The following is a 25,667-nucleotide window of genomic DNA, read 5'->3' as shown; positions in this document are numbered from 1 at the left end:
CTTTACTCACTGAACAAGAACAGCTGGAATCATTTTAAAAGCTCTATTGGTACATCAAACATATTCCATAGAAAAAGAATCCATAAAAAGCCGATTCCCAGAGCCATCAAAGGCCTTTTGTGATGGATTCTAAAAATGAAAAACATAAATATATTAAAGAGAATGGACCAGCCAATGGACCATCCATTTGAATGCTCGATTAAATGCAAATACTGAAGATTAACAAATTCTATGGAGCAGTATAAAAACACCCATAAACCAATCCAGACCGCCTGTTTTAGCCTTTCATTTGGGAAATGGCCAAGAAAAATAAGGATTGTAGCCGGATAAACGATCGCCATGATCATTAAATTAATGACAGGGTGCCCAATCAGAAGATTTTCCGCAAATATAGTCTCTTTATATTGCCACATAGGATAATTGCGGAATAGAAAGTTTTTAAGCAAATCCCCGCCAATAAAAAACAAAATGGTCGGGTAATAATCCCGCCAGTTCTTCCAGTCACCCCATTTATATCCCGCCAATAAAAAAAGAAAATTAAATAATAAGTGCATCAAATCCCTCTTTCTTTCCAGAAGCTCGGATCCATCAAAATCTTTCTTTTTTTAATAAAATTAGTTTTCCAAACCTAATCATTTCTATGAATAAGCCCCTATATGAATTTTTTTAGCAGCTCAAAGGAATACTAACCAATTAAGAGACAGACACAAAGGTGATTTTATGGCGCTTCCGGCCGCAATAGTTATAGCTTTATACACAATTTATATTTTTTACTTTTTAAAAAAGCGTTTTTCATTTTTGCAAAATGCGATTGTTTTTATGTTATTTTCTATCCTTACTATTGTTTATGGAACCTTATTGAATTTGCAGTTAGCATGGATAGATGTTACAAAAGACTCTTCTTTATTTTTGTTTTATTTGCTGAACCGGAATATAATTAGGCCCTTAATTATCCTTATTTTTATAAATGTTTTTATAGGGGGAAAATCATTAAAAAATAAAGTTCTTATCTTCATAGGTATGTTTTTGTTCTTGCAGCTTATGGATACTTTAAGTCAGTTTTTAGGGGTTGTTACGTATACAAAATGGAACTTGTTGTACGCTGGAATAGCCAATTGTGTATTCCTTATGTTAGGTCTTGGATTATCAAAAGGGGTTTATTATCTAAAGCGGGAGAGTTCAATGCATGATAACAGTCTATGAAAGAGTTTTTGATTGGAATGAATGGTTTGTGGTTGGCAGTCTTTTTGGCCTAGTCATATTGATTTGGAAGCTGCCAAAAATCATGTCATCTCTTGAGGGAACAGCCCATTTTTTATATGGAATGCTTGTCGTGACTTTTTATGACCATACGATAAGTATCAAGCCCTGGGATTTTTTTGATGTGAATGATTCATCAGCCTTTCAATTAATAGATTTTCTCAGCTACATTATGTATGGCCCCTATGCCTATATTTTTATATACCTTTACAAAAAGCTGGGTATTAAAGGATATAAAAATTTGCTATATGTAACAGTCTGGTCTTTGTTCTCTTTTCTAATGGAATGGCTTGCATTAAAAGCAGGTGTCTATCATTATGACAAAGGCTATAATATGTTTTGGTCAGTTCCTATTTATTTGATTGCCCAGGCAGGACAAATTATTTTTTATCACACTTCTTTAAAACTGGAAAAAGCCGCAGAATAACGGCTTTCTCCCTCAATATTTTGTTATGTCCCTTGTATTGATTACTTCAGTCAGGTTGTTTTTATATTCCTGGCCTTTTTGAACGTAAGTTTCGATGGAATGCTGAATGAGTTCCAAATCCTTCTTGACCAGTTCCCTGGCCACTTTTCCCGGAGAGCCGATAACGAGTGATCGGGCAGGGATTTTTTTGCCTGCTGGTATAAGTGTGTTTGCACCGATTATGCACTCTTCGCCGATTTCGGCGCCATCCAGTATGGTTGCTCCCATGCCGACAATGGTTCGCTTTTTTATCGTACAGCCATGCAGAATGGCATTATGGCCTACAGTCACTTCATCTTCAATAACTAATGGAGAGCCTTCATACAAATGGCATGTTACATTATCCTGTATGCTGCAGCGGTTTCCAATTTTGATTGCATCCTCATCGCCTCTTAAAACCGCATTGAACCAGATGCTCGATTCTTCTCCAATTTCTACATCACCAATTACATAACAGCCTGGAGCCAAAAAAACAGTTTGGTCAATCCGCGGCTTCTTGTCATTATAAGCTAAAAGCATAAACATCCCCCTAACAATAATTTTAAACCTTTTCTTAATTGTCAAACTATTGAAATTAGTATAACATTATTTTTACGAGGGGGGAATTTTATTGAATGCATTAACAAGTGTTTTAAAAATTAAATATCCAATCATTCAGGGAGGGATGGGGAATATAAGCAATGCGATTTTAACAGCAGCCATCTCTGAAGCAGGCGGGCTGGGCACAATAGGAGCGGGAACAATGGGACCTCAGGAAGTTGAGGAGATAATCGTTGAGACAAAAAGACGTACTGAAAAACCATTCGCGGTGAATGTGGCCTTGAGTGTGTCTCCGTTTGTTAAGGAAATACTTTCCCTTGTCATCAAGCATAAAGTACCGGTTGTGTCCCTTTCAGCAGGCAATCCCGCTCCTTTCATACCGAAGCTGCATGAGAATGGGGTAAAGGTAATAACTGTTGCAGCATCAGTTAGACAGGCGATTAAGGCAGAGGCTGCTGGTGCGGATATCATTGTAGCTGAGGGATACGAGGCTGCCGGCATCAATTCTGCACTTGAAACGACAACGCTGGTATTGATCCCGCAAATCATAAATAAGGTGTCAGTTCCTGTAGCTGCAGCTGGCGGAATAGGCGACGGAAAAGGACTTGCTGCCATGCTGGCTCTAGGGGCAAGCGGCGTGCAAATGGGCACAAGATTTATTGCCACGAAGGAGGCACCATTTCATTCGGAATATAAAAAGAAAATTATTGAAGCAACCGACCATGAAACGGTTATAATTGGGCGTTCAGTTGGGAGAATCAGAAGGGTACTTTCAACAGGATACGCCCAAACGCTTTTGGATTATGAAAAGGAAGGCATTAGTTTAGAGAATTTTAATACTATGACATCAGAGGATTATCATAAGAAAGGTGCGCTCGAGGGCAACGGTGAAGAAGGGTTTATGAACAGTGGACAAATATCCGGACTGATTGACGATTTGCCAACTGTAATCGAACTGCTGGATAAGATGATGCGGGACGCTAACCTTCAGTTGCAAAACGCAGTAAAGTTATTAAACTAGCATGTAGATTTATTAATCTGCATGCTTTTTTTGATGGCATTGTGAAAGGTAAATCTTGATTTTAGCACCATATTTGGAGCGGAAGGCACGAGACTCCAGCGGGAGAAGCGAGTCAAAGGGAAACCCCACAGGCGCTTAGTACCGAGGAGCGTCGGACCGCCCGCTGTTCGCTGAGTGTATGGAGAGGAAACAAAAGGCAAGTAGAACAGAGCTTTTTTGATTAATAAAAAGAATGAGGAAAAATAGGAAAATCACCACTTATCAAAATATATTAAATTTTTGGAATATTATTGACACTCGCTCATCTCTGGTGATAATATAACGTTGTAATTACGATATTCAAAGTAAATATCATATAAAAGGTAAAAACTACCTTAAGAGAGGCTATTTTTCTTTTCCACTTCATGTAAGAGCATACATAAAAGGGTTTCGCTATCAATTCACTGATAGTTAACATTTTAAATCAGGGGGTTTTTGAATGAAGAAATCGTTAAAGGCTTTCTCCTTTTTAATGGCTGCAGGCATGCTTGTTATGAGTGGCTGCGGAAAGGAGACAACTAATGGATCCTCTGCAGAAGCGGATGAAGAGAAGCAATATACCATTGGGATCACTCAATTTGTGGAACATCCTTCTCTTGACGCGGCTACTGAGGGATTTAAAAAATCCTTGGAGGATGAGGGGTTTAAGGAAGGTGAAAATGTAAAGTTTGATTTTCAAAATGCCCAGGCAGATATGAACAACACACAAACAATTGCAAATAATTTCGTCGGCGATAAGGTGGATATGATTTTTGCCAATGCAACTCCTAGTGCAGTCAGTGCCCTAAATGCAACTAAGGAAATTCCGATCTTATTTACATCTGTTACAGATCCTGTTGGAGCAGGTCTTGTAGAGTCATTTGATAAACCAGGCGAAAATATTACCGGGACCACAGATAACCACTGGCCTGCTGCCATTCATTTAGAAACAGCACTGTGTTAAAGCTCATTGTTCATTATGGCACCCTGTTGATTGAAAGGTAGGCGGGTAAAGACTTCAGCATGAGAAACGAGTCAGAAGGAGTCCTGCGTTTTGCTGAGCGCCTGGAATGTAATCAACAGGCCAGTTTATTAAAAAGTCATCATTTCAAAAACTGCTAAAAGTGCTTTCTGGTACTGCTTAATTAAGAAAAGGGTGTGATTCTTCGTGTTTACAGCCATATTCGGTGCGTTCGAATCAGGAATCATTTACGCAATTATGGCACTTGGCGTTTATTTATCATTTAGAGTACTGGATTTTCCCGATTTAACGGTTGATGGAAGCTTCGTAACCGGTGCTGCCGTAGCAGCAACCATGATTGTCAGCGGAGTAAATCCTTTCGCTGCAACGATAATAGCGATGTTCGCCGGGTTTATTGCCGGCTGTCTTACAGGCATCATCCATACATTTGGAAAAATCAATGCCTTGCTATCAGGGATATTGATGATGATTGCTTTGTATTCTATTAATCTTCGGATCATGGGAAAATCAAATGTTCCGCTATTAAATACAGAAACGGCTATGACATATGTTAGGGATTTCTGGGAAAAAACAGGAATCGATGCCTTTTTCAACAGTATTTTATCAATGATTGGACTTGGAGACAGCCTGCCAAGAACTTGGGGAATCATTCTGTTTATGGTCATTGTGACGTTTACGATTAAATTCTTAACGGACCGCTTCCTTCAGACAGAGGTTGGGTTAGCCTTACGGGCTACAGGCGATAATAAAAGGATGATCCGGAGCCTTTCGGCCAATACCAATCTAATGGTCATTCTGGGCTTGGGATTGTCTAATGCAATGGTGGCTTTTTCGGGAGCGCTTATTGCCCAGCAAGGTGGTTTTGCCGATGTTGGAATGGGGATAGGGATGATTATTATTGGCCTCGCGTCTGTCATCATTGGGGAAGCCTTATTTGGCACCAAGACGATTGCGAGAACAACCCTTGCTGTAATTGGAGGGGCAATTATCTACAGAATCGTGGTGACAATGGCACTTCGCGTAGAATTTCTTGAACCGGGCGATATGAAGCTGATTACCGCAACAATCGTCATACTTGCCTTGATCATGCCAAAAATGATTGACCGGACAAAAGAGAAAAAGAGAAAAGCGAAAAGGCTGGCAGAAAACATGACACTAAGCGAATTGCCTGCAGGCGGAAAGGGTGAAGCCGGTGCTGCAATTAAATCAGATTCATAAAGTTTTTAATGAAGGGACGCCGGATGAAAAAATTGCACTTGATACGATTAATCTTACTTTAAATGAAGGTGACTTTGTCACTGTAATTGGAAGCAATGGAGCAGGGAAATCCACTTTAATGAATATCATTTCGGGGGTTATGCTTCCTGATGTAGGATCTGTTTTTATTGACAGCCAAAATGTAACGGCCATGTCAGAATATAAACGGGCAAAGCTCATTGGGCGTGTGTTCCAGGATCCTATGGCCGGTACCGCTCCTTCGATGACAATTGAAGAAAATCTTGCAATGGCGTATTCAAGGAATAAATCAAGAACCTTAAGAAAAGGGGTTACGAAGAAGCGCAAGGAATATTTCCGCGAAGTACTCGAAACCCTGCACCTGGGCCTTGAAAATCGCTTGAATGCAGAAGTCGGATTATTATCTGGTGGGGAAAGACAGGCGCTTTCTTTATTAATGGCGACTTTTACAGAGCCTTCCATTCTATTATTGGATGAACACACGGCAGCCCTCGATCCCGCACGTGCAGAGCTCATTACGAATTTGACAAAGGAAATTGTAAAAAAATATAATTTAACAACCTTAATGGTTACCCATAATATGCAGCAGGCATTGGACTTGGGGAACAGACTGATTATGATGGATAAAGGCCAGATAATCCTAGAAGTAGACGAGGAACAGAAGCAGCGACTAACAATTGAACAGCTGCTGAATGAGTTCCAGCGGATTCGAGGGACAAAAATGGCAAGTGACCGTGCTCTACTTTCATAGACTAATAGAAAAAGGATTAACCAAATAAGTCAGATGGTTAATCCTTTTTTCACGCTAATGAAAACGGGAGAGTTTTTAAACTTTTTACAATTTATTGACTATTTATTTAACGTAATGGTATTATATCGTTAAATAAACGTCATACATATTAATGTAAAGCATGGGGAGGGATGGTATGAAACCTGGGTTGAATATTGGACAGCAGGCTGTCATCCATGCAGTTGTAACCCCTGATATGTTTGCTCAATTTGAAGGGGAAATCGTCCACCGGGCGTATTCGACTGTGACCATGATCTATCATATGGAATGGGCATCGCGCTTACTGATCCTTCCGTACCTTGAAGAACAGGAGGAGGGAATGGGAGGGGCAGTATCTGCCAGGCATCTTTATCCATCAGCTGAAGGCTCTTCCTTAACGGTCACAGCAACAGTTGAGAAGCTTGACGGAAAATCGGTTCACACCAATGTGACCGTTCATAATGGAAATAAACTAATAGGCCAGGGAGAAGTTAAACAGGTGATCCTGTCTAAAAGCAAAATTTCCGAAATGCTAAAAAGAGAATAGATGATATGTGCAAGATCGGCCTTAAATCCAGGCATTTTTACTAAAGTATATTGTAAGCGCTATCATTAAAAAGGGGAGAAATCAAATGACAGATATGTTTCAAAAAATTAAAGACCATGAACAAGTCGTTTTCTGCAATGATGAATCCACAGGATTGAAGGCGATTATTGCCATTCATAGCACAAGGCTTGGACCTGCATTGGGAGGCTGCCGCATGTTTCCTTATAACAGTGTCGATGATGCTCTTGAAGATGTTCTCCGATTGTCAAAAGGCATGACATATAAATGCGCGGCCGCAGATGTTGACTTTGGCGGCGGGAAAGCCGTCATCATTGGAGATCCTGCCAGGGACAAGACGCCTGAGTTGTTCCGTGCATTTGGGCAATTTGTAGAATCATTGAATGGGCGTTTCTATACAGGAACGGATATGGGCACTTCAACAGAAGACTTTGTACATGCGCTAAAAGAAACCAATTGCATTGTTGGTGTTGATGAGGTGTACGGGGGCAGCGGAGACTCTTCAGTTCCGACTGCACAAGGCGTTATTTACGGACTGCAGGCCACAAATAAAGCTTTGACAGGATCTGAGGATCTTTCAGGGAAAAGTTATTCGATTCAGGGACTTGGAAAAGTTGGTTATAAAGTTGCAGAAAGGCTCCTTGAAGAAGGTGCCGATTTATTTGTAACAGATATTAACCACCATGCGATTGACAGGCTGCTCACAAAAGCCAAAGAAATGGGTGCGGGAGTTAAGGTGTTATCCAGTAATGAAATTTATGGTGCCAGCGCCGATGTTTTTGTTCCATGTGCGATGGGAGGAATCATTAATGATGAAACGATTGGGCAATTAAAAGTAAAGGCAGTCGTTGGTTCCGCCAACAATCAGCTACATGAAATGCGCCATGGACAGATCCTGAAAGACAAGGGCATTTTGTATGCTCCCGATTATATTGTTAACGCAGGCGGTTTAATACAGGTGGCTGATGAACTTTATACACCTAACAAAGAAAGGGTACTCCGCAAAACAAAGGCTATCTACAATTCTCTTCTAAACATCTACGAACATGCCGAATCAAACGGAATTACAACAGTGGAAGCATCCAACCAGTTCTGCGAAAGCCGGATAGAAGCACGGACACGCAGAAACAGCTTCTTTTCCCATATGAAACGCCCGAAGTGGGCAGTAAGAACATAATTTTTTTGGTGTGATAACAACTTTTTCACAGTATTTAAATTAAATTACTTAAAAAATGGCTCTTTTCGTATAGATTGTTGTTTTGGACTATAAAGCTTGCNNAATCAACTCAGTAATTAAAACTAGTTTGCAAGCAACAAACTTTGCGAAAAAAGCCTAAAAAATAGCCAAAGGGTGAGAAAATGGAAAATCACTTTCCGATCCGACGCATACTGGACGAAAACGGAAATATCGTTTCCCCTGAATATAAAGAAAAGCTATCTGAAAACCTTGCAAAAGAATTCTACAAACAGATGATTAGAATACGCATTTTTGACCGCAAAGCAATCTCGCTGCAGCGGCAGGGCAGGATTGGAACTTATGCTCCTTTTGAAGGTCAGGAGGCTTCACAGGTCGGAACTGCTGCGGCACTTGAGCCAAATGACTGGATGTTCCCTACCTATCGTGACCATGGAGCGGCCATGACATTCGGACACTCTTTAAGGAACATCCTGTTGTTTTGGAATGGCCGCAATGAAGGCTGTATCCCCCCGGGTGGAAAAAAGATCTTTCCTCCAGGCATCCCGATTGCAACACAAATCCCGCATGCGGCCGGCGCTGCTTTCGCAGAAAGAAAAAAAGGCACATCAAATGCAGCGATTGCTTATTTTGGAGATGGAGCTACATCAGAAGGGGACTTTCATGAAGGCCTGAACTTTGCGAGTGTATTTAAGGCCCCTGTTGTCTTTTTTAATCAAAATAATCAGTATGCCATTTCCGTGCCAATCCATAAACAAATGAATTCAAAAACAATAGCACAAAAAGCACTTGCATATGATATCCCTGGTGTAAGGATAGACGGCAATGATATCTTTATCGTTTACTTTGAAACGTTAAAAGCCCTTGAAAGAGCTAGAAATGGTGAAGGCCCGACTCTTATAGAAGCTGTTACATGGAGATACGGAGCACATACAACTGCTGATGATCCATCGAAATATCGTGATCAAGCGGATAGCATCAACAGAAGGCAGGAGACCGATCCGATCTTAAGGCTGGAAAGATGGATGAAAAACGAAGGAATTCATGATGAAAAATGGGTGCAGGCAGCAGAGGATGAGGCCACTGCAGAAGTAGATCAAGCTGTTGCTGAAATGGAGAACTATCCACCAGCAGATCCTGCAGTTATATTTGACTATGTCTTCGAGGAGCCAACCTGGCAAATTCAACAGCAAAAAGAAGAGTATCTTAAGCTGATAAGGGGAGGCAAATAATGAAAACCGCAGTTGGAACAAAGACATTAACGCTGGTTCAGGCCATTACGGATGCTCTTGATACGATGCTTGAAAAGAGAGAAGAAGTTTTACTGCTTGGTGAAGATATTGGGAAAAACGGGGGAGTATTCCGTGCAACGGACGGACTGCAGGCAAAGTATGGAGAAAACCGGGTCATTGATACCCCTTTAAGTGAAGCAGGGTTTGTTGGAGCAGGGATAGGGATGGCAGTGAACGGCTTTTTACCCGTTATCGAGATTCAATTCCTTGGCTTTATTTACCCCGCTTATGAGCAAATCATGACGCATGCTTCAAGGCTGCGGATGAGGACGATGGGCCATTTTACAGTTCCAATGGTTATCCGCGCCCCTTATGGCGCGGGTGTCAGGGCGCCTGAAATCCACTGTGACTCAACGGAAGCGATTTTTACCCATATGCCGGGTATTAAGGTTGTTTGCCCGGCAAGCCCCTATGATGCCAAAGGTTTGCTGATTGCAGCTATTGAAGATCCTGATCCGGTTTTGTTTCTTGAACCAATGCGCTGCTACCGGTCAATGAAGGAAGAAGTGCCTGAAGGAAAATATACAGTTGAAATCGGAAAGGGCAAAAAGCTCATGGAGGGCGATGATGTTACGGTTATTGCCTGGGGCGCGATGGTTCCCGAGGCGATGAAAGCAGCCAAGACGATGAAGGAAAAGGGAATTCATTGTGATGTAATTGACCTGAGGACGTTATTTCCAATCGATAAGGATATTATAGCAGAGTCTGTGCAAAAAACAGGCAGAACAGTTATTGTCCATGAAGCACATGCTACCGGCGGAGTCGGAAATGATGTACTTGCTATTATCAATGACACATCCTTTTTATATCAAAAAGCCCCAGTTGAGCGTGTGACAGGTTTTGATGCTCCTGTGCCATACTTCGGTTTTGAGGACCATTATCTGCCCACCCCAAATCGTATCCAGCATAGTATTGAAAAAGTAATAAAGTTCTAGGAGGGTAAGCCGTGGAAGTTAAGCTGCATGATATTGGAGCAGGCATGACAGAGGCAGAAATTAATTGTTTTTTAGTCAAACCAGGAGAAGCGGTTAAAGCTGATGACCCTCTAGTCGAAGTACAGACCGATAAAATGACCGCAGAAATTCCGGCACCTAGAGCCGGAATTATAAAGGAGTTTACAGTCCAGCCTGGCGATACGGTTTCGGTAGGATCCACCTTATTAATTTTAGCGGTGGATGAGCCTGCTTGTGTTTCTGAAAAGACTGGGAAAAAACTTCCTAAGCCGGATGCCGCTGAATTACAAGCCAAACAGCTGCATTCTTTTGCAGCAGTAAAAGGAAAAAGGGTGCTCGCTTCCCCATTTACAAGAAAGATTGCCCGCGAGAATGGAATTAATATAGAAAATGTTGTTGGAACTGGCCCTGCAGGCCGCATTTTGGATGAAGATATCTACAAACATTTGGCGGCTGCCCAGAAAAAGCCTAATATACCTGCTCAGCCAGCTACTAAGGAACCGGCAAATATTAATGATAAGGAATGGAGTACTATTCCTTTCAGAGGCCGAAGAAAACAGATTGCCAAAAAAATGGCGCACTCACTATATACGATTCCGCATTGCACACATTTTGAAGAAATTGATGTTACAGAGCTGAATACATTCAGGAATGAGTTTAAAGACCATAAACAGAACATATCAGCAACAGCTTTTTTCCTTAAGGCACTGTCTATTTGCCTGAAGGAATTTCCTGTATTCAATGCGGATCTTGATGAAGAAAAGGAAGAGATCCATTTGCTTAAGGATCATCATATTGGCATCGCGGTGGACACCGAGGAAGGGTTAATTGTTCCGGTCATCCAAAATGTTGAGAAGAAATCCATCCGCAAGATCCACGATGAAATGAAACAGCTGACGGAGAGAGCGCAAGAAAACATGCTGACTGTTAAAGAAATATCTGACGGCACTTTTACCATCAGTAATGTGGGGCCTCTGGGAGGAAGCTTCGGTGCTACACCGATCATTCAGCATCCGCAGACAGCTGTTGTGGCCTTTCATAAAACAAAGAAAATGCCTGTGGTTATGGGAGATGACCAGATTGTCATCCGGTCGATGATGAATATTTCCATGTCCTTTGACCATAGAGTGGCAGACGGGGCGACAGCAGTGCGCTTCACAAACCGGTTTGCCGAACTGATACAAAATCCAAAAATGCTTGTCCTGGAGATGGTATAAATGGTAGTTGGCGAACTTGCATATGAACGAGATGTCATCATTATTGGCGGGGGCCCTGGGGGATACCATGCGGCGATTCGCGCAGCGCAGCTTGGACGTACTGTCACGTTAATTGAACGAGGTCAATTGGGCGGTGTTTGTTTAAACAAAGGGTGTATTCCGTCGAAAATCCTGACTCAGGCTGCTGAAAAAGCTGTTTCCTATCAGGAGGCAGAGAACTGGGGGTTTGAAGCAAAAGCCATCCATTTTAACATGAAAAAGCTTCAGGAATATAAACAGAAGACAGTTGAGCAGCTTCGGGCAGGAATTGAGGCGCTCTGCAAAGCAAATAAGGTTGAGATTGTTGAGGGCTCGGCATTTTTTTTGGCTGAGGATAAAGTAGGCGTAGAAAATGGGGAGAAATATGAGGTTTTTCGATTTAAGGATGCCATCATCGCAACAGGAAGCACACCGGTTCCCCCTGCGTGGCTGCAGGAAAAAAGTGAAAGGCTCCTGGATACTCAGTCCATTGCAAATTTAAATGAAATTCCCGAAAAGCTGCTGGTTTACGGAAGTGACTATATCGCCCTGGAGATCGGGATGGCTTATCAGGCACTTGGTGCGGATGTGACTCTCATCCTTGATGAAGGAAAAGCAGAGTTTGAATTTGACCAATCAATCTGCCGGGAGCTGAAGAGAATTTTAAAAAAGAAAGGGCTGAATGTTGTAAGGAATGTGGATGTATTGGAATTACAGCTTTTTGAGGACAATGTATCACTAATTCTTGAAGCAAAGGGAAAGACAAAAACCCTTTCAGGAACATACTTATTTTCATCCGCGTCCATTAAGCCAAATACAGACCAGCTCGGTCTTAACCGCATAGGAGTAGAAATAAGCACAGCTGGTTTTATTAAGGTGGATCATCAATGCCGGACGTCCCGGGAAAATATATATGCTATTGGTGATGTTACGGAGGGACCAGCTCTTGCAGTAAAAGCTATTAAGCAAGGAAAAACAGCAGCTGAAGCGATTGCGGGCATAGCATCGGAATCTGACTTTCGTTTTATTCCGGTTGTAGCCCACACGCAGCCCCCCATTGCAGGTTGTGGTTTAACGGAAGAAGAAGCTATAAATCTAGGCTATGATATTGAAATTGGCCAATATCCATTATCCTCTAATGGTTATAGCACATTGATCGGGAAAAAAGATGGATTCATCAAAGTCATTAGTGATAAGGAAAAGCATGTGCTGCTAGGCTTCCATATGGTTGGCCATGGTGCGGTTGAGCTGATTTCAAGCGGGATCACAGCATTGGAAATGGCGGCAAGGGATGAAGACCTAATATTCCCACACTATCCGCACCCGAGCATGAATGAAGGTCTGCTTGAAGCAGTGGAGGCATTAAAAAAACAGGCTGTGCATTTACCGCCAGGTTTGATAAAAGAGAGATTAAAAGTATAGAAGATGGGACTATCTTAACTGCCAGTAAAGACCTGATTAATGAACTCAGACTAAAAACGCCACGTCCTGTGGCAACACCCTCTTCCTGAGGTCCTCAACTAACTTCCAGCCAAAAGCAGGCTGGAAGAAGTTTCGCTTTACCCCGTCTTAACTGGCAGTAATTAAAATTATGTCTTAAATAGTGTGAATTCTCCAAAACTGCCAGTAAAGACCCGATTAATGAACTCAGACTAAAAACGCCACGTCCTGTGGCAACGTCTGAGTGACCCTCTTCCTGAGGGCCTCAACTAACTTCCAGCCAAAAAGCAGGCTGGAAGAAGTTTCGCTTTACCCCGTCTTAACTGGCAGTAAATAAGTTTGAATTTTAAAAAGATGAATTGCTCTAAACTGCCAGTAAAGACCCGATTGGCTCAACTAACTTCCAGCCAAAAGCAGGCTGGAAGAAGTTTCGCTTTATCGCAGAAGTGCATTATAGCTTTAACTTGAACTCTTGAGAACGTTTACAAGTTTCATATATTATAAATTCAAAATATTAATAATTTTATAAATGGAGGGGTTAGGATGCAAGAAGAAAAGTTGTTAAAAGAGCAAAATGCGGATTTCTTTCCTGTTAAGGAAGTGGACTATTTAGAAATTTACTCTGGCAATGCGAAGCAGTCATGCCATTATTTCTGTACAGCATTCGGGTTCAAGCCAGTTGCATATTCTGGACTTGAAACAGGGAACAGAGAAACTGTTTCTTATGTACTCCAGCAAAGAAAAATACGTCTGGTCATCACGGGAACATTGAATGATAGCTCGAGAGTATCAGCTTTTATTAAAAAGCACGGTGATGGAGTTAAGGATATCGCATTAACGGTTGATAATGTCGAAAAGGCATATCAAGAAGCAGTAAAAAGAGGCGCTATTGAAATTCAGCCGCCATATGAAATAGAAGATGAGCATGGTACGGTGAAAAAAGCCGTAATCGGTACATATGGAGATACGATCCACACACTCGTTGAGCGCAGTAATTACAAAGGTATTTTCATGCCTGGCTTTGAACCTTATGAAACAACTGTTCCGTTTGAAGATGCAGGATTTATCGGTATCGACCATGTTGTCGGCAATGTGGAAAGAATGGAAGAATGGGTGAACTATTATGCGAATGTAATGGGCTTCAAAGAAATGAAGCACTTTACTGATAAAGATATTACAACTGAATATTCAGCTTTAATGTCTAAAGTAATGCATAATGGCGGCAGGATTAAATTCCCGATCAACGAGCCTGCAGAGGGAAAACGCAAGTCGCAGATTGAGGAATACCTCGAATACTATAATGGGGCTGGTGTGCAGCATCTGGCCATCCTCACTGAGGATATCGTTAAAACGGTCAGCATTCTTCGTAAGAATGGCGTAGAGTTTTTAAACACACCTGATTCTTACTATGACATGCTTTCCGAGCGTGTAGGGGAAATTGATGAAGAGATTGATAAGCTAAAAGAATTAAGCATTTTAGTAGACCGTGACGATGAAGGGTATTTACTGCAAATCTTTACGAAGCCAATTGTTGACCGGCCTACCCTTTTCATCGAAGTGATCCAGCGTAAAGGGGCAAGAGGGTTTGGTGAAGGAAATTTCAAGGCACTGTTTGAATCGATTGAACGTGAACAGGAAAGACGCGGAAATCTATAAATATATTGCAGAAAAGGGAGATGCATTCTCCCTTTTTTAATAAGTGTATTAAACAGCAAGAACCTTGGCGCAAAGGAGGCAAAAGATATGGCTAAAATACAGACGAGAAGTGCCGTGGAAAAAATAGTATCTTACCCGCTGGGCAATTCCCCGGAGGAGATTAAAGCAAAATTTAATCTAAAGGCTGCCCGGAAAATGTCTGATAATGAAAATGTATATGGCTGTTCCCCAGAGGTAAAGGATAGCATTACCAAAGCGATGAATAGTCTTTATTTTTATCCGGATGGGACCGTTTCCCAGCTGATACGAAAAATAGCGGAATTTTACAGTCTAAGCGAAGACAGAATCTTGGCAAGTAACGGTTCTGAAGAAATAATCCGCCTTTTGACAAGAGCATACATAAGTCCGGGCGATGAAGCAGTAATGGCTCAGATTACCTTTCCCAGATATGAAACAAATGTAGTCATTGAAGGCGGCAAGGCTGTTTCAGTCCCACTCCGAAATGGATCCCATGATTTAGATGCTATGTATGAGAAGATTGGCCATAGAACAAAAATGGTGTTTGTCTGTAATCCCAACAATCCAACAGGTACGATTGTCGGGAAAGATGAGCTATACCAGTTCATAGGGAAAATTCCACCGAACATTCTGATTATTTTAGATGAAGCTTATTACGAATACGTTACATCAAAAGAATTTTTGGAATCAATTCCACTGCTCAAGCAGTATCCCAACCTGATTATCCTCAGGACTTTTTCAAAGATTTATGGCCTTGCCGGACTTCGCGCCGGTTATGGAATAATGGACCCTGAGATTGTTAAGGAGCTTCATAAAGTGAAAGATGTTTTTAATGTAAACCACCTTGTCCAGGCAGCAGCGGCAACAGCTTTGGCTGATCAAGATTTTGTAAAAGATTGTTCGAAAAAGAATGCTGTCGAACGGGAGTTTGTTTGTGAAAAATTCGCAGAACTGAACATTGGTTTCTTTCCTTCACAAACCAACTTTGTTTATGTTTTCAGCCAGCATCCAATCGCGGCAAGTCTCATTGCTAACGGGTTGGTTGTTCGCCAAATGAAGCTGCCGGGATATGCAGATGCTTTTAGGATGACTCTTGGAACAAGAGGGGATAACGAAGCGGTTATAAGTGTAATCAGCGAGCTTTTAAATAATAAGGGCGGTGTAAGATAAATGGAAATTAATCCTGGAAGTCTTGTGTGGAAGGACGCATATAAGCTATTGGCAGGGTCAATCCTTCCCCGTCCCATTGCGTTTGTCACAACTGTTGATGAAAGCGGAAATGTAAATGCTGATCCATTCAGCTTTTTTACAGCGGTTTGTGCAGATCCGATGCTCATCTGCTTCTCTCCTATGAGAAAAGGGACGGATGGAACAAAAAAAGATACCCTTGCTAACATAGAAGCGACAAAGGAATTCGTCATCAATATTGTCAGTGAGGATTTTATCGAAAAGATGAACATTTGTGCAGCTGATTATCCTCGTGGCACTGACGAACTGGACGCTGCCGGGCTGGCAAAAGAAAAAAGTGCTGCTGTTAAGCCACCAAGGGTGAAGGAATCAAAAGTCCATCTGGAATGCAGCTTATATCAGGTTCTGCATTTTGGAGAGCATGCAGGCTCCGGAAGTCTGGTTATTGGAAGAATCGAACACGTGCATGTTGCTGAAGGGCTTTATGAAAACGGCCGGATCAATTCAGAAAAGCTTAAACCGGTAGGCCGTATGGCAGGACATATCTATACAAGGCCAATGTCGGATGTTTTTGAATTAATCCGAAAAACGGAGCCAAGGTGATGCTATGAAATTTATAACTTTTCAAAAACAAGATGGATCCATTAGAGCAGGGTGGCTGAAAAATAATGAGCATGCTGTGGATATGCACGAAGCTACAAACGGAGTTCTCCCCAAAACCATGCTTGAATTTTTGGAAAATCATGCGTTTTTTATGGAGTTTTTATCAAAAAGCAAAAAGCTGAAAAACACAGATAAAGGTGTCTATCCGCTGTCACAGGTGATCTTAAAAGCCCCTCTGCCAAATCCGAAAAGCTTCCGGGACTTTTATGCATTTGAAGAGCATGTAAAAACCGCCAGAGGAAACCGCGGACTTGATATGATACCTGAATGGTATGAGATCCCTGTTTTCTATTTTTCAAATCATCTTAGCATTAAGGGGCCAGAAGAAGAGATTTTCCGGCCGAAGAATTGTGAGTGGCTGGATTATGAACTGGAAATAGCATGTGTGATCGGGAAAGAAGGCAAGGATATCAAAGCTTCCGAAGCAGATGATTATATTTTTGGCTACTGTATTCTGAATGACTGGAGTGCAAGGGATACTCAAAGGAAAGAGATGAAGGTTGGCCTTGGACCTGCAAAAGGGAAGGATTTCGCAACAACGATTGGTCCTTATATTATTACAAAAGATGAATTGATAGATTATCGTGTTGAAAGCGGCTATGACTTGCCGATGACCGCCAAGGTTAATGGCACCCTTCTATCTGAAGGAAATATGCAGGATATTTATTATTCTTTTTACGAAATGATTGAACGGGCATCAGAGGGTGTAACCTTATGCCCTGGCGAATTAATTGGCTCAGGGACAGTCGGGAGCGGCTGCATTCTGGAACTTGGTACAGATGTACACCGCTGGCTTGAGCCCGGGGACGAAGTGGAACTTGAAATTGGCTGTCTAGGTACTTTAAAAAATAAGATTGCTATAGAGTGAGGTGGAACTATGTATTATCGCAAAATGGGTAATATCCCGCACAAACGCCATACAACTTTCAGAAAGCCTGATGGCACCCTTTTCAGGGAGCAAGTTATGGGCACAAAGGGCTTTTCTGGAACACAATCGATTCTGTATCATCATTATATGCCGACAGAAGTAGCACGTACTGAGCTGATTGGTAAATATCTTCCAGAATATGAGGATCAGGAAAGCTTGAAGCATCGCCATTTGCTGACTGACCAAATCGAGAAAACAGGTGACGCACTAAAGGCTAGAGAGTACTTGTTGGGAAATAATGATTTATTGATAGGGACGGCTAACGTTACCGAGCCCATGAAAAGCTTTTACCGAAATGGCGATGGGGATGAACTGCTCTATATCCATTATGGAAGCGGTAAAGTCGAAACCATGTTTGGCACCCTAACTTATCGCCCTGGTGATTACTTAATCCTTCCAATAGGTACTATTTACCGGGTAATTCCAAATGAAAATGAAACGACGAAAGTGCTGCTTGTAGAGTCTTTTAGCCAGATCTCGACACCGAGAAGATATCGCAATGAGTATGGACAGTTATTGGAACACAGCCCATTCTGCGAAAGAGATTTGCGTGGTCCGGAAGCATTGGTAACTTACGACCAAAAAGGGGAATTTGAAGTCATTACAAAAACAAGAGGCTATCTCCACTCCCATATCCTGAATCATCACCCGCTTGATGTCGAAGGCTGGGATGGCTACCTGTATCCGTGGGCATTTAATATAGAAGATTTTGAACCCATCACAGGCAGAGTCCACCAGCCGCCTCCAGTTCATCAGACATTTGAGGGGCATAATTTTGTGGTATGTTCATTTGTGCCAAGATTATATGACTACCACCCGGAGGCCATTCCTGCACCTTATTATCACAGCAACGTAAACAGTGATGAACTTCTGTATTATGTAGAGGGGAATTTTATGAGCAGGAAGGGAATCAATGAAGGCTCGATTACGCTTCATCCGAGCGGAATTCCGCATGGCCCTCATCCTGGGAAAACAGAAGCGAGCATCGGAAAAAAGGAAACGCTTGAGCTAGCTGTAATGATTGATACCTTCAAGCCATTAAAGGTGGTTAAACAGGCAAAATCAATTGAAGACAAAAAATATATGTATACATGGGTTGAATAGAAAAAAGCACTTTCCTCCACGGAAAGTGCTTTTTATTACTTTTCATTATGCCAAATCACTGCTAGCGTGCCTTCACCAGCATGCGCAGCAATCGTGGAACTGATTTCACCGATAAAGATGTCAAGGCGAGGAAAAGCAGATTTAATTTCTTCAGCCAGTTCATTAGCTTTTCCCTCAACATTTCCATGCATAATCTGTACCTGCGGAATGGTGTGCTTGCTATAGGAATCTCCCAGCAGCTCTATCATTCTTTTAATTGCTTTCTTTTCAGAACGAACTTTATCAAATAACTCAAATTCACCATCCCGGTTAATGCGGATGATCGGCTTGATCTTTAAAATGCTGCCAAGCAAATACTGGGTTCCTGACATCCGTCCGCCCTTATAAAATTGCTCAAGGCTTCCAAGCAAAATATAATTCTCTGATTTATTAGCTTCATTTTGCAGAATCTCAGCAATTTTATGGGCTGGCATATCATTATTCGCCAGCATGAGGCCTTTTTGGATCAGGGTTGTAATCGCGAATGACATACATTTTGAATCCACGCCAGTAACGGGGAATTCAGCCAGCTCCGCCCCTGATAAACAACTGTTTAGCGTGCCGCTCAATTTGCTTGAAATATGCACAGAAACCGCTGAATCATATTCTGATTTTAATTTTTCAAACAATTCAGCGAACCTTCCCGCAGAAGGCTGCGATGTCTTCGGTACTTCTTTTTCAGCACGAATGCGGCTATATAGCTGTTCGGTTGTCAAATCAACCCCATCTTCATAAGATTCCTCACCGAAAGTGATCGTAAGAGGGACCACATAAACATCGGGGTGGTTCAGCAATTCTTGGGTTAAAAAAGCCGTGCTGTCTGTAATCCAGGCAATTTTTTTATTAGTCATATATGTATTAGTCCTTTTTTAAATATTTTGGTAAAAATTTAAACGTTTTCATATCTGCAATTTCACTTTATTATACACTAAGAAACCATAACCCGTATTGCTTTTTTATGAAGCCATATAAAGGAAATAAGGGGCAGTATCCAAAAGAGGTGATGAAATGGCACTGTTTGATTTTAAAAAGAGAAAAGATAAATATGAACACTATGTGAACAAAGCTTTTAAATACGATAAACCAGCTTCAAGAGACATAGCGATTGCAATCATGCAGGAGGCTGTCTTGAAGCCTTTTCCTATAAAAGAAATTGCAAGCGGCTATTTTTATCTGGGTATTCTTTATGAGGAACAGCAAAGTTTAGAAATGGCAGCTGCCCACTATGAAAAAGCATTTCAGCTGGTTGCTGATGAAGATATACCCTATGACAGCGGTTTTAAACGTGCTATTGTGACATTTATTAAAATTGGTGACCAAGAAAAAGCTGAATACTGGCTTAATCATTTATTGGCAAGAAGCAAACATAACAGAAAGTTTAAAAAGCTTGAAAAGATAAAAACAGAATTATTATTATAACTTACCCCTTTATACAGGCAGTTTTGAAGAAGTAATATTTACGTATCGTGTCGATAGAGGTATACATGTAAAAGTGGTAAGCGAATAGAAAATATAAGGCCTCATCCTTTTGGTGCGGCTTTTTTGCAGTAAAAATGAAAGAGAAGTCTAAAAATTTCTCATATAAAGATATATTTAGCGATAATTTTCAGAAAAACGGCGGGTATTCATATTTATCGGCCAATATTACAAATTTATCGGCCAAACAGCGCAATTTTTCAGCCAAACAAAAATCCCCTGCAAGGCAGGGGATCATCTTATTCAATTAGCATTAAGCTGCTGTGACCATTCTTCGACATTCCAAACCTTTGTTACCCAGTCTTCATAGAAATCCGGTTCGTGGCATACGAGTACAATGGTGCCTTTATAGGCTTTCAGTGCACGTTTCAATTCTTCTTTTGCCACAACATCAAGGTGGTTAGTCGGCTCATCGAATAACAGCCAGTTACTTTCATTCATAAGAAGCTTGCAAAGGCGGACTTTTGCCTGCTCTCCACCGCTTAACTGGTTCATCGGCCGAGAAATATGTTCGTTTTTCAAACCGCATTTTGCCAGTGCTGCACGAACCTGATGCTGGTCCATTCCAGGGAATTCACTCCATACGTCATCGATTGGCGTAATATTTTCGGCTTTTACTTCCTGTTCGAAGTAGGAAGGGTATAGGAAATCACCTTGTTCAACTTTGCCGCTGATTGGCTTGATTTTGCCTAGCATCGTTTTTAATAGAGTTGATTTTCCGACACCATTGCAGCCGACAATGGCAATCTTTTCACCGCGCTCAATGGTCATTGACATCTTTGGCAATAGGGCATTCGTATACCCAATTTCGAAATCTTCGCCCAGGAACACATATCGGCTGCTGCCGCGTGATTCTTTGAATTCGAACGTCGGTTTCATTGCTGTTTCAGGACGATCAATTCTTTCCATGCGGTCAAGCTGCTTTTGGCGGCTTTTCGCCCGGCCAGTCGTGGAATAACGAGCTTTGTTTTTTGCGATGAAATCTTCCTGTTTTTTAATGAATTCTTTTTGTTTTTCATAAGCATTGATATGCTGGTTTTTATTAATTTCAGCCAGCTCCAGGAATTTATCATAGCTAGCTGTATAACGGGTTAGCTTTGAAAATTCCAAGTGGAAAATTGTGTTTGATACCTGGTTCATGAATTCGGTATCATGGGAAATCAGCATAAAGGCATAAGGATACTCTTTTAGATAGTTTGTCAGCCAGCGGATATGTTCGACATCCAAATAGTTGGTCGGCTCATCCAGAAGTAAGACCTGCGGCTGCTCTAAAAGAAGTTTGGCCAAAAGAACCTTTGTACGCTGTCCGCCACTAAGTGCTGCAACGTCACGGTCAAGCCCTATTGCATCCAGGCCAAGCCCGCGAGCTGCTTCTTCAATTTTTATATCAAGGGAATAGAATCCGCCAGCATCAAGGCGGTCCTGTATTTCACCCATTTTTTCAAGAAGCTCTTCAAGTTCTTCCGGTGTGGCATCTGCCATTTTCGCTGTTACTTCGTTTAGTTCCTTTTCCTGTTCAAAAAGAGGCAGGAAAGCGTCTTTAAGGACATCACGCATCGTCTTGCCAGGTGTAAGCACCGTATGCTGATCAAGATAACCATATTCAACGGTCGGCGTCCACTCGACGCGGCCTGTATCATGAATAAGCTGTCCAGTGATAATATTCATAAGAGTTGATTTTCCAACCCCATTTGCTCCTACAAGCCCTACATGGTCCTCTGCCAGCAGACGGAACGAAACGTCTTTGAAAAGTGTCCGGTCACCGAATGTATGGCTCAATTTATCTACAGTTAATAAACTCATTGTTTTTAATCCTCACTTTGTCCATAAATAATCCATCTCTACATGATACTAGATTTTAACCAGTTAGACTAGACGGAAACCGCTGGAGAGAGGGGGAATTTTTACGAGATCATGTTTCCATATCAGAAAGTGCAGTCCTGCCGGGGAAAAATCTCCTGTTTTCATTCAATTCATTTTCTTTAGCAGTAACAATTTCCGGAATTACTTTAAAAACAGCCGTCTTACTTCCCAGTGAAGAACGGTATTTTTCAACATGAGTGCTTGCAAGCTTATTCGCATAATACCCGGGCACATATTTATCCAGCATGCTCTGCATTACTTCCGTTGCTTCATTCAGATCTGCTACTCTTTCTGTTCTTCCAAAGACCATGACGCTCATATAGGCAGTGTCTGTTTTGGCGGGGACTGGATCAGACATGGTTCCCAACTCCTCATATACGGTGAAGCAGGCCTGCTGATTTTTCGCCATAATATCAATCTTTCTTCCTTCAGAAGCACCGTGAAAATAAATAAAACCATTAAGCCAGGTGAAGTTTAAAGGGATAACATACGGAAAATCATCATCCGATAAACCTAAGTGACCAACCTTAGCCTTTGATAAAAAATCTTCAATCCTTACTTTATCCTTCCATTCCATCGTTTGTTGTCTCATTGAATACATTCGATTTCCTCCTTATATATGGTAAAATCATTTTAAAAAAGCTTTGGCCTGATTCAAAGTGACAGTTTTGATATTTTTTTAAGGGTCAGATGGAGGGAAAATGGAGATCACCCCATATATTAATAAAAATAATAAGGAACCAATCTATTCACAGATTTATTCGTATGTTAAGAGAGAAATTGAAAGCGGACGATTATCTTCAGGCTCCAAACTGCCATCTATCCGTCAGCTTTCGCAATATTTGAAAGTCAGCAAGAATACGATTGAAGAAGCCTATCACCAGCTGATAGCAGAGGGCTATGCAGAAAGCCGGCCTAAAAGCGGGATATTTGTTTCGCCAGTAGAAGACATAATAAATCCTAAGCAGCCCTTAACTTTAGAACCAATGAAATATTCGATAGAACTGACTAAGAAAACCTTTAAATATGACTTTCAATATGGAGACATAGATATTACTGGTTTTCCAATGAAAAAATGGCGGAAGCATTTAAATGAGGCTCTTGATTTAATGGATAGTGATAGCTTTAATTATGGGGATAAGCAAGGGGACGCAGAGTTACGAAAACAGATAGCTTTATATTTATACAGGAGCAGAGGAGTAACGTGCAATCAAGAGCAAATTGTGATTACTTCAGGGACTCAGCAATCTATAAGTCTGCTAATCAAACTGTTAAGCCTCAGGGAGGAAATGATAGGGTTCGAGGATCCAGGTTATGATGGAGTCCGCTCTATCTTTTCCCATGAGAATTGTAAAATCAGCCCTATCCCTTTGCAACACGATGGAATGGATATAGCATCTTTGGTTAACGGGACAAGAGCAGTTTATGTAACACCATCCCATCAATTTCCGATGGGAATGATTCTATCGATTCAAAAGAGGAAAAAACTGCTAAATTGGGCATATCAAACTGGAGGATACATTATAGAGGATGATTATGATGGAGAATTCCGCTATCAGGGGATGCCGATTCCTCCGTTAAAAGCTTTAGATGAAGGAGAGAAGGTTATATACCTTGGGACATTTTCGAAATGTTTCCTTCCGTCAGCAAGGTTAAGTTATATGGTGCTTCCCCCGGAATTGTCACTTAAGTGCAAAAAAGAAGAGCAGCTTCCCCACCAAAACGTTTCGACCATAATCCAAAAGGCTGCAAGCAGTTTTATGGCAACGGGTGAATTTGAAAGCCATATCCGAAAAATGCGCAAAATCTATCATGGCAAACATAGGACTCTTCTTTCTAGCATTGAAAATTACATGGGGAATAAAGTAGAAGTAATTGGGGAGAAGGCTGGACTTCATATTTTGCTTAAGGTGAAGAATCGCAAAGACTTTGAACTTATTGAGGCAGCAGGGTTAAAAGGAGTAAAGGTTTATTCTGCCTCAGCATACCTGGTGAACGATGTAATTAATAAGGATGCAACCATTATGCTGGGATTTGGCGGTTTATCAGAAGATGACATTGAAAGTGGAATAAGACTTTTGCATGAAGCGTGGTTTATTTGAGAAAAAAGGCATCCATTGAAACTCAATGGATGCCTTTTTAAATGATAATTCGAGATTGAAAATGAGAATATAAGGGGATTTCTCCCAATATATCAATCTATTACTTTACTCCCTGAGGTACCGCCAATCCAAGGCCTTTTGCAATCCTTGTACCGTATTCAGGGTCTGCTTTATAGAAGTACTGAATCTGGCGCAGCTTGATTTCTTCTTTTTCCACTGGCTTCATGGCTGCCACAATGTTGGCCACAAGGCGGGAGCGTTCTTCTTCGCTCATTAAGCGATATAAGTCACCCGCTTGCGTGTAGTGGTCATTATGGTCATATGCAACGCTTTCAGCTAATCCGGAAACAGGGTAGGCTGCCTGTTTGTGCTCAGGTACTTCTGATGGTCCTCCAAAGCTGTTTGGCTCATAGTATACTGATCCACCGCCGTTATTGTCAAAACGCATTTTGCCATCGCGCTGATAGTTTTTAACTTCATTGCGGGGACGGTTGATTGGAAGCATTTGATGGTTCGCACCTACACGGTAACGATGTGCATCATGGTATGCAAATAGGCGTCCCTGAAGCATTTTGTCAGGTGATACATCAATACCCGGTACTAGAGTTCCAGGAGAGAACGTAGCCTGCTCAACTTCTGCAAAGTAGTTTTCAGGGTTTTTATTCAGAACCATTCGGCCTACTTCGATTAATGGGTAGTCCTTTTGTGACCAAACCTTTGTTACATCAAATGGATCGAACCGGTAAGTGTTCGCATCTTCTAATGGCATAATCTGCACACATAGCTTCCATGATGGGAAGTCTCCATTTTCAATCGCATTAAATAAATCCTCTGTATGATAATCAGGATTTTCACCAGCCATTTTAGCTGCAGCTTCTACACTAAGATTCTTAACGCCTTGCTCTGTCTTAAAGTGATATTTTACCCAAACGCCTTTACCTTCAGCATTAACCCACTTAAATGTATGGCTTCCGAAACCGTGCATATGTCTAAGTGTTGCAGGAATGCCGCGGTCTGACATTAAAATTGTTACCTGGTGAAGTGATTCAGGTGAAAGGGACCAGAAATCCCAAACAGCTGTCGGGTTTTTCAGGTGTGTTTTAGGGTCGCGTTTTTGTGTATGGATAAAATCAGGAAACTTGATCGCATCACGGATAAAGAATACAGGAGTATTGTTTCCAACCAGGTCGTAGTTTCCTTCTTCAGTATAAAACTTAACCGCAAAACCGCGCGGGTCGCGGACTGTATCAGCAGAACCAAGCTCTCCTGCTACAGTCGAAAAGCGGATAAACATGGGTGTGCGTTTTCCCACTTCTGATAAAAAGGCTGCTTTTGTATATTTTGTGAGGTCATTAGTTACTTCAAAATAGCCATGTGCGCCAGCACCCTTGGCATGAACAACACGCTCTGGCACGCGCTCTCTGTTAAAGTGGGCAAGTTTTTCAAGTAAATGTACATCCTGGATTAAGGTTGGCCCGCGTGAGCCGGCAGTCATTGAATTTTGGTTATCGCCTACAGGTGCGCCCCAGCTCGTAGTAAGGTTGTTGTTATTCTTCATTCTTAAATCACCTCATAAATAGTTTAATAGCTTACTTACAAAAATAATGATAACATTTCTCAATATAAAATCAATACTTATGTATAATAATTATAAATAA

The 25,667-nt window shown here is 41.5% G+C and carries 23 protein-coding genes and 1 pseudogene; 18 read left to right on the top strand and 6 right to left on the bottom strand.

The window, feature by feature from the left end; all coding sequences use genetic code 11:
• Window positions 1–29 precede the first annotated feature (29 nt).
• The gene (locus tag J7I93_RS08365) at window positions 30–554 is read right to left on the bottom strand and encodes a CBO0543 family protein (RefSeq protein WP_214725175.1); all 525 of its coding nucleotides are present in this window, start codon (window positions 552–554) and stop codon (window positions 30–32) included.
• A gap of 632 nt (window positions 555–1,186) precedes the next feature.
• Here J7I93_RS08365 and J7I93_RS08360 point away from each other — a divergent pair.
• Complete coding sequence (locus J7I93_RS08360; RefSeq protein ID WP_214725173.1) at window positions 1,187–1,687, top strand: hypothetical protein; 501 nt, start codon at window positions 1,187–1,189, stop codon at window positions 1,685–1,687.
• Window positions 1,688–1,699: 12 nt separating this feature from the next.
• Here the strand turns inward: J7I93_RS08360 and J7I93_RS08355 are convergent, their stop codons facing one another.
• Window positions 1,700–2,245: a gamma carbonic anhydrase family protein gene (locus J7I93_RS08355; protein ID WP_214725171.1), complete on the bottom strand. Its 546-nt coding sequence runs from the start codon at window positions 2,243–2,245 to the stop codon at window positions 1,700–1,702.
• Between the two features lie 91 nt (window positions 2,246–2,336).
• Between J7I93_RS08355 and J7I93_RS08350 the strand changes: the two genes are divergently transcribed.
• The 15 genes and pseudogenes from J7I93_RS08350 to J7I93_RS08280 all read left to right on the top strand — a co-directional run bounded on the left by J7I93_RS08350 (window position 2,337) and on the right by J7I93_RS08280 (window position 18,529).
• Entirely contained in the window at window positions 2,337–3,287 is a 951-nt protein-coding gene (locus J7I93_RS08350; RefSeq protein WP_214725169.1) for an NAD(P)H-dependent flavin oxidoreductase, read from the top strand.
• Window positions 3,288–3,765: 478 nt separating this feature from the next.
• Window positions 3,766–4,245 (top strand): annotated as a pseudogene (locus J7I93_RS08345) (ABC transporter substrate-binding protein); the annotation flags it as partial.
• 228 nt (window positions 4,246–4,473) lie between these two features.
• Window positions 4,474–5,505, top strand: a complete 1,032-nt coding sequence (locus tag J7I93_RS08340; protein WP_214725167.1) for an ABC transporter permease — start codon at window positions 4,474–4,476, stop codon at window positions 5,503–5,505.
• On the top strand, window positions 5,480–6,274 hold the full coding sequence (locus J7I93_RS08335) for an ABC transporter ATP-binding protein (protein ID WP_214725212.1): 795 nt from the start codon (window positions 5,480–5,482) through the stop codon (window positions 6,272–6,274). The genes J7I93_RS08340 and J7I93_RS08335 overlap by 26 nt, the downstream gene beginning before the upstream one ends.
• A 175-nt stretch (window positions 6,275–6,449) precedes the next feature.
• A complete protein-coding gene (locus J7I93_RS08330) occupies window positions 6,450–6,839 on the top strand; it encodes a thioesterase family protein (RefSeq protein WP_214725165.1) in 390 nt (129 codons plus the stop codon).
• An 85-nt stretch (window positions 6,840–6,924) separates the two neighbouring features.
• Window positions 6,925–8,034 carry a Leu/Phe/Val dehydrogenase gene (locus J7I93_RS08325; protein ID WP_214725163.1) on the top strand — a complete coding sequence of 370 codons (1,110 nt, stop codon included), beginning with the start codon at window positions 6,925–6,927 and terminating at the stop codon, window positions 8,032–8,034.
• Window positions 8,035–8,216: 182 nt separating this feature from the next.
• On the top strand, window positions 8,217–9,284 hold the full coding sequence (pdhA, locus tag J7I93_RS08320) for a pyruvate dehydrogenase (acetyl-transferring) E1 component subunit alpha (RefSeq protein WP_214725161.1): 1,068 nt from the start codon (window positions 8,217–8,219) through the stop codon (window positions 9,282–9,284).
• A complete protein-coding gene (locus tag J7I93_RS08315; RefSeq protein ID WP_214725159.1) occupies window positions 9,284–10,279 on the top strand; it encodes an alpha-ketoacid dehydrogenase subunit beta in 996 nt (331 codons plus the stop codon). The genes pdhA and J7I93_RS08315 overlap by 1 nt, the downstream gene beginning before the upstream one ends.
• A gap of 11 nt (window positions 10,280–10,290) precedes the next feature.
• Window positions 10,291–11,514 (top strand): dihydrolipoamide acetyltransferase family protein, encoded by a 1,224-nt coding sequence (locus tag J7I93_RS08310; RefSeq protein ID WP_214725157.1) that lies wholly within the window; start codon window positions 10,291–10,293, stop codon window positions 11,512–11,514.
• Window positions 11,515–12,954, top strand: a complete 1,440-nt coding sequence (lpdA, locus tag J7I93_RS08305; RefSeq protein ID WP_214725155.1) for a dihydrolipoyl dehydrogenase — start codon at window positions 11,515–11,517, stop codon at window positions 12,952–12,954.
• A 561-nt stretch (window positions 12,955–13,515) separates the two neighbouring features.
• Complete coding sequence (hppD, locus tag J7I93_RS08300; protein WP_214725154.1) at window positions 13,516–14,628, top strand: 4-hydroxyphenylpyruvate dioxygenase; 1,113 nt, start codon at window positions 13,516–13,518, stop codon at window positions 14,626–14,628.
• 87 nt (window positions 14,629–14,715) lie between these two features.
• On the top strand, window positions 14,716–15,816 hold the full coding sequence (gene hisC / locus J7I93_RS08295) for a histidinol-phosphate transaminase (protein WP_214725152.1): 1,101 nt from the start codon (window positions 14,716–14,718) through the stop codon (window positions 15,814–15,816).
• Complete coding sequence (locus J7I93_RS08290; RefSeq protein ID WP_214725150.1) at window positions 15,817–16,437, top strand: flavin reductase family protein; 621 nt, start codon at window positions 15,817–15,819, stop codon at window positions 16,435–16,437.
• Between the two features lie 4 nt (window positions 16,438–16,441).
• The gene (locus J7I93_RS08285) at window positions 16,442–17,365 is read left to right on the top strand and encodes a fumarylacetoacetate hydrolase family protein (RefSeq protein WP_214725148.1); all 924 of its coding nucleotides are present in this window, start codon (window positions 16,442–16,444) and stop codon (window positions 17,363–17,365) included.
• Window positions 17,366–17,374: 9 nt separating this feature from the next.
• Complete coding sequence (locus J7I93_RS08280) at window positions 17,375–18,529, top strand: homogentisate 1,2-dioxygenase (RefSeq protein WP_214725146.1); 1,155 nt, start codon at window positions 17,375–17,377, stop codon at window positions 18,527–18,529.
• Window positions 18,530–18,564: 35 nt separating this feature from the next.
• On the opposite strand, the gene J7I93_RS08275 is transcribed toward J7I93_RS08280, so the two are convergent.
• Window positions 18,565–19,419, bottom strand: coding sequence for a DegV family protein (locus J7I93_RS08275; protein WP_214725144.1), 855 nt, complete (start codon window positions 19,417–19,419; stop codon window positions 18,565–18,567).
• A gap of 157 nt (window positions 19,420–19,576) precedes the next feature.
• On the opposite strand from J7I93_RS08275, the gene J7I93_RS08270 reads away from it, so the two are divergent.
• Window positions 19,577–19,987 carry a hypothetical protein gene (locus tag J7I93_RS08270; protein ID WP_214725142.1) on the top strand — a complete coding sequence of 137 codons (411 nt, stop codon included), beginning with the start codon at window positions 19,577–19,579 and terminating at the stop codon, window positions 19,985–19,987.
• A gap of 300 nt (window positions 19,988–20,287) precedes the next feature.
• On the opposite strand, the gene J7I93_RS08265 is transcribed toward J7I93_RS08270, so the two are convergent.
• Together J7I93_RS08265 and J7I93_RS08260 are read right to left on the bottom strand one after the other, a co-directional pair.
• The gene (locus tag J7I93_RS08265) at window positions 20,288–21,847 is read right to left on the bottom strand and encodes an ABC-F family ATP-binding cassette domain-containing protein (RefSeq protein ID WP_214725140.1); all 1,560 of its coding nucleotides are present in this window, start codon (window positions 21,845–21,847) and stop codon (window positions 20,288–20,290) included.
• Window positions 21,848–21,956: 109 nt separating this feature from the next.
• The gene (locus J7I93_RS08260) at window positions 21,957–22,508 is read right to left on the bottom strand and encodes a pyridoxamine 5'-phosphate oxidase family protein (RefSeq protein ID WP_214725138.1); all 552 of its coding nucleotides are present in this window, start codon (window positions 22,506–22,508) and stop codon (window positions 21,957–21,959) included.
• A gap of 100 nt (window positions 22,509–22,608) precedes the next feature.
• Here J7I93_RS08260 and pdxR point away from each other — a divergent pair, with 100 nt between their 5' ends.
• Window positions 22,609–24,009, top strand: coding sequence for a MocR-like pyridoxine biosynthesis transcription factor PdxR (gene pdxR, locus J7I93_RS08255; protein ID WP_214725136.1), 1,401 nt, complete (start codon window positions 22,609–22,611; stop codon window positions 24,007–24,009).
• A 100-nt stretch (window positions 24,010–24,109) separates the two neighbouring features.
• Here the strand turns inward: pdxR and katA are convergent, their stop codons facing one another.
• On the bottom strand, window positions 24,110–25,567 hold the full coding sequence (gene katA, locus J7I93_RS08250; RefSeq protein ID WP_214725134.1) for a catalase: 1,458 nt from the start codon (window positions 25,565–25,567) through the stop codon (window positions 24,110–24,112).
• Window positions 25,568–25,667 lie beyond the last annotated feature (100 nt).

The organism is Bacillus sp. ISL-47 (assembly GCF_018613175.1).
GTDB lineage: Bacteria > Bacillota > Bacilli > Bacillales > Cytobacillaceae > Cytobacillus.
Note: the sequence above shows the minus strand (reverse complement) of the source record. Positions and strands in the feature narration are given on the sequence as shown.

Excerpts from the sequence above, each read along its gene's own strand:
- hisC (WP_214725152.1), top strand. The coding sequence starts at position 14,716 with ATGGCTAAAATACAGACGAGAAGTGCCGTGGAAAAAATAGTATCTTAC.
- J7I93_RS08360 (WP_214725173.1), top strand. The coding sequence starts at position 1,187 with ATGATAACAGTCTATGAAAGAGTTTTTGATTGGAATGAATGGTTTGTG.
- J7I93_RS08290 (WP_214725150.1), top strand. The coding sequence starts at position 15,817 with ATGGAAATTAATCCTGGAAGTCTTGTGTGGAAGGACGCATATAAGCTA.
- pdhA (WP_214725161.1), top strand. The coding sequence starts at position 8,217 with ATGGAAAATCACTTTCCGATCCGACGCATACTGGACGAAAACGGAAAT.
- J7I93_RS08260 (WP_214725138.1), bottom strand. The coding sequence starts at position 22,508 with ATGTATTCAATGAGACAACAAACGATGGAATGGAAGGATAAAGTAAGG.
- J7I93_RS08365 (WP_214725175.1), bottom strand. The coding sequence starts at position 554 with ATGCACTTATTATTTAATTTTCTTTTTTTATTGGCGGGATATAAATGG.
- J7I93_RS08275 (WP_214725144.1), bottom strand. The coding sequence starts at position 19,419 with ATGACTAATAAAAAAATTGCCTGGATTACAGACAGCACGGCTTTTTTA.
- J7I93_RS08355 (WP_214725171.1), bottom strand. The coding sequence starts at position 2,245 with ATGCTTTTAGCTTATAATGACAAGAAGCCGCGGATTGACCAAACTGTT.
- J7I93_RS08280 (WP_214725146.1), top strand. The coding sequence starts at position 17,375 with ATGTATTATCGCAAAATGGGTAATATCCCGCACAAACGCCATACAACT.
- hppD (WP_214725154.1), top strand. The coding sequence starts at position 13,516 with ATGCAAGAAGAAAAGTTGTTAAAAGAGCAAAATGCGGATTTCTTTCCT.
- J7I93_RS08270 (WP_214725142.1), top strand. The coding sequence starts at position 19,577 with ATGGCACTGTTTGATTTTAAAAAGAGAAAAGATAAATATGAACACTAT.
- J7I93_RS08325 (WP_214725163.1), top strand. The coding sequence starts at position 6,925 with ATGACAGATATGTTTCAAAAAATTAAAGACCATGAACAAGTCGTTTTC.
- J7I93_RS08265 (WP_214725140.1), bottom strand. The coding sequence starts at position 21,847 with ATGAGTTTATTAACTGTAGATAAATTGAGCCATACATTCGGTGACCGG.
- katA (WP_214725134.1), bottom strand. The coding sequence starts at position 25,567 with ATGAAGAATAACAACAACCTTACTACGAGCTGGGGCGCACCTGTAGGC.
- pdxR (WP_214725136.1), top strand. The coding sequence starts at position 22,609 with ATGGAGATCACCCCATATATTAATAAAAATAATAAGGAACCAATCTAT.
- lpdA (WP_214725155.1), top strand. The coding sequence starts at position 11,515 with ATGGTAGTTGGCGAACTTGCATATGAACGAGATGTCATCATTATTGGC.
- J7I93_RS08315 (WP_214725159.1), top strand. The coding sequence starts at position 9,284 with ATGAAAACCGCAGTTGGAACAAAGACATTAACGCTGGTTCAGGCCATT.
- J7I93_RS08330 (WP_214725165.1), top strand. The coding sequence starts at position 6,450 with ATGAAACCTGGGTTGAATATTGGACAGCAGGCTGTCATCCATGCAGTT.
- J7I93_RS08285 (WP_214725148.1), top strand. The coding sequence starts at position 16,442 with ATGAAATTTATAACTTTTCAAAAACAAGATGGATCCATTAGAGCAGGG.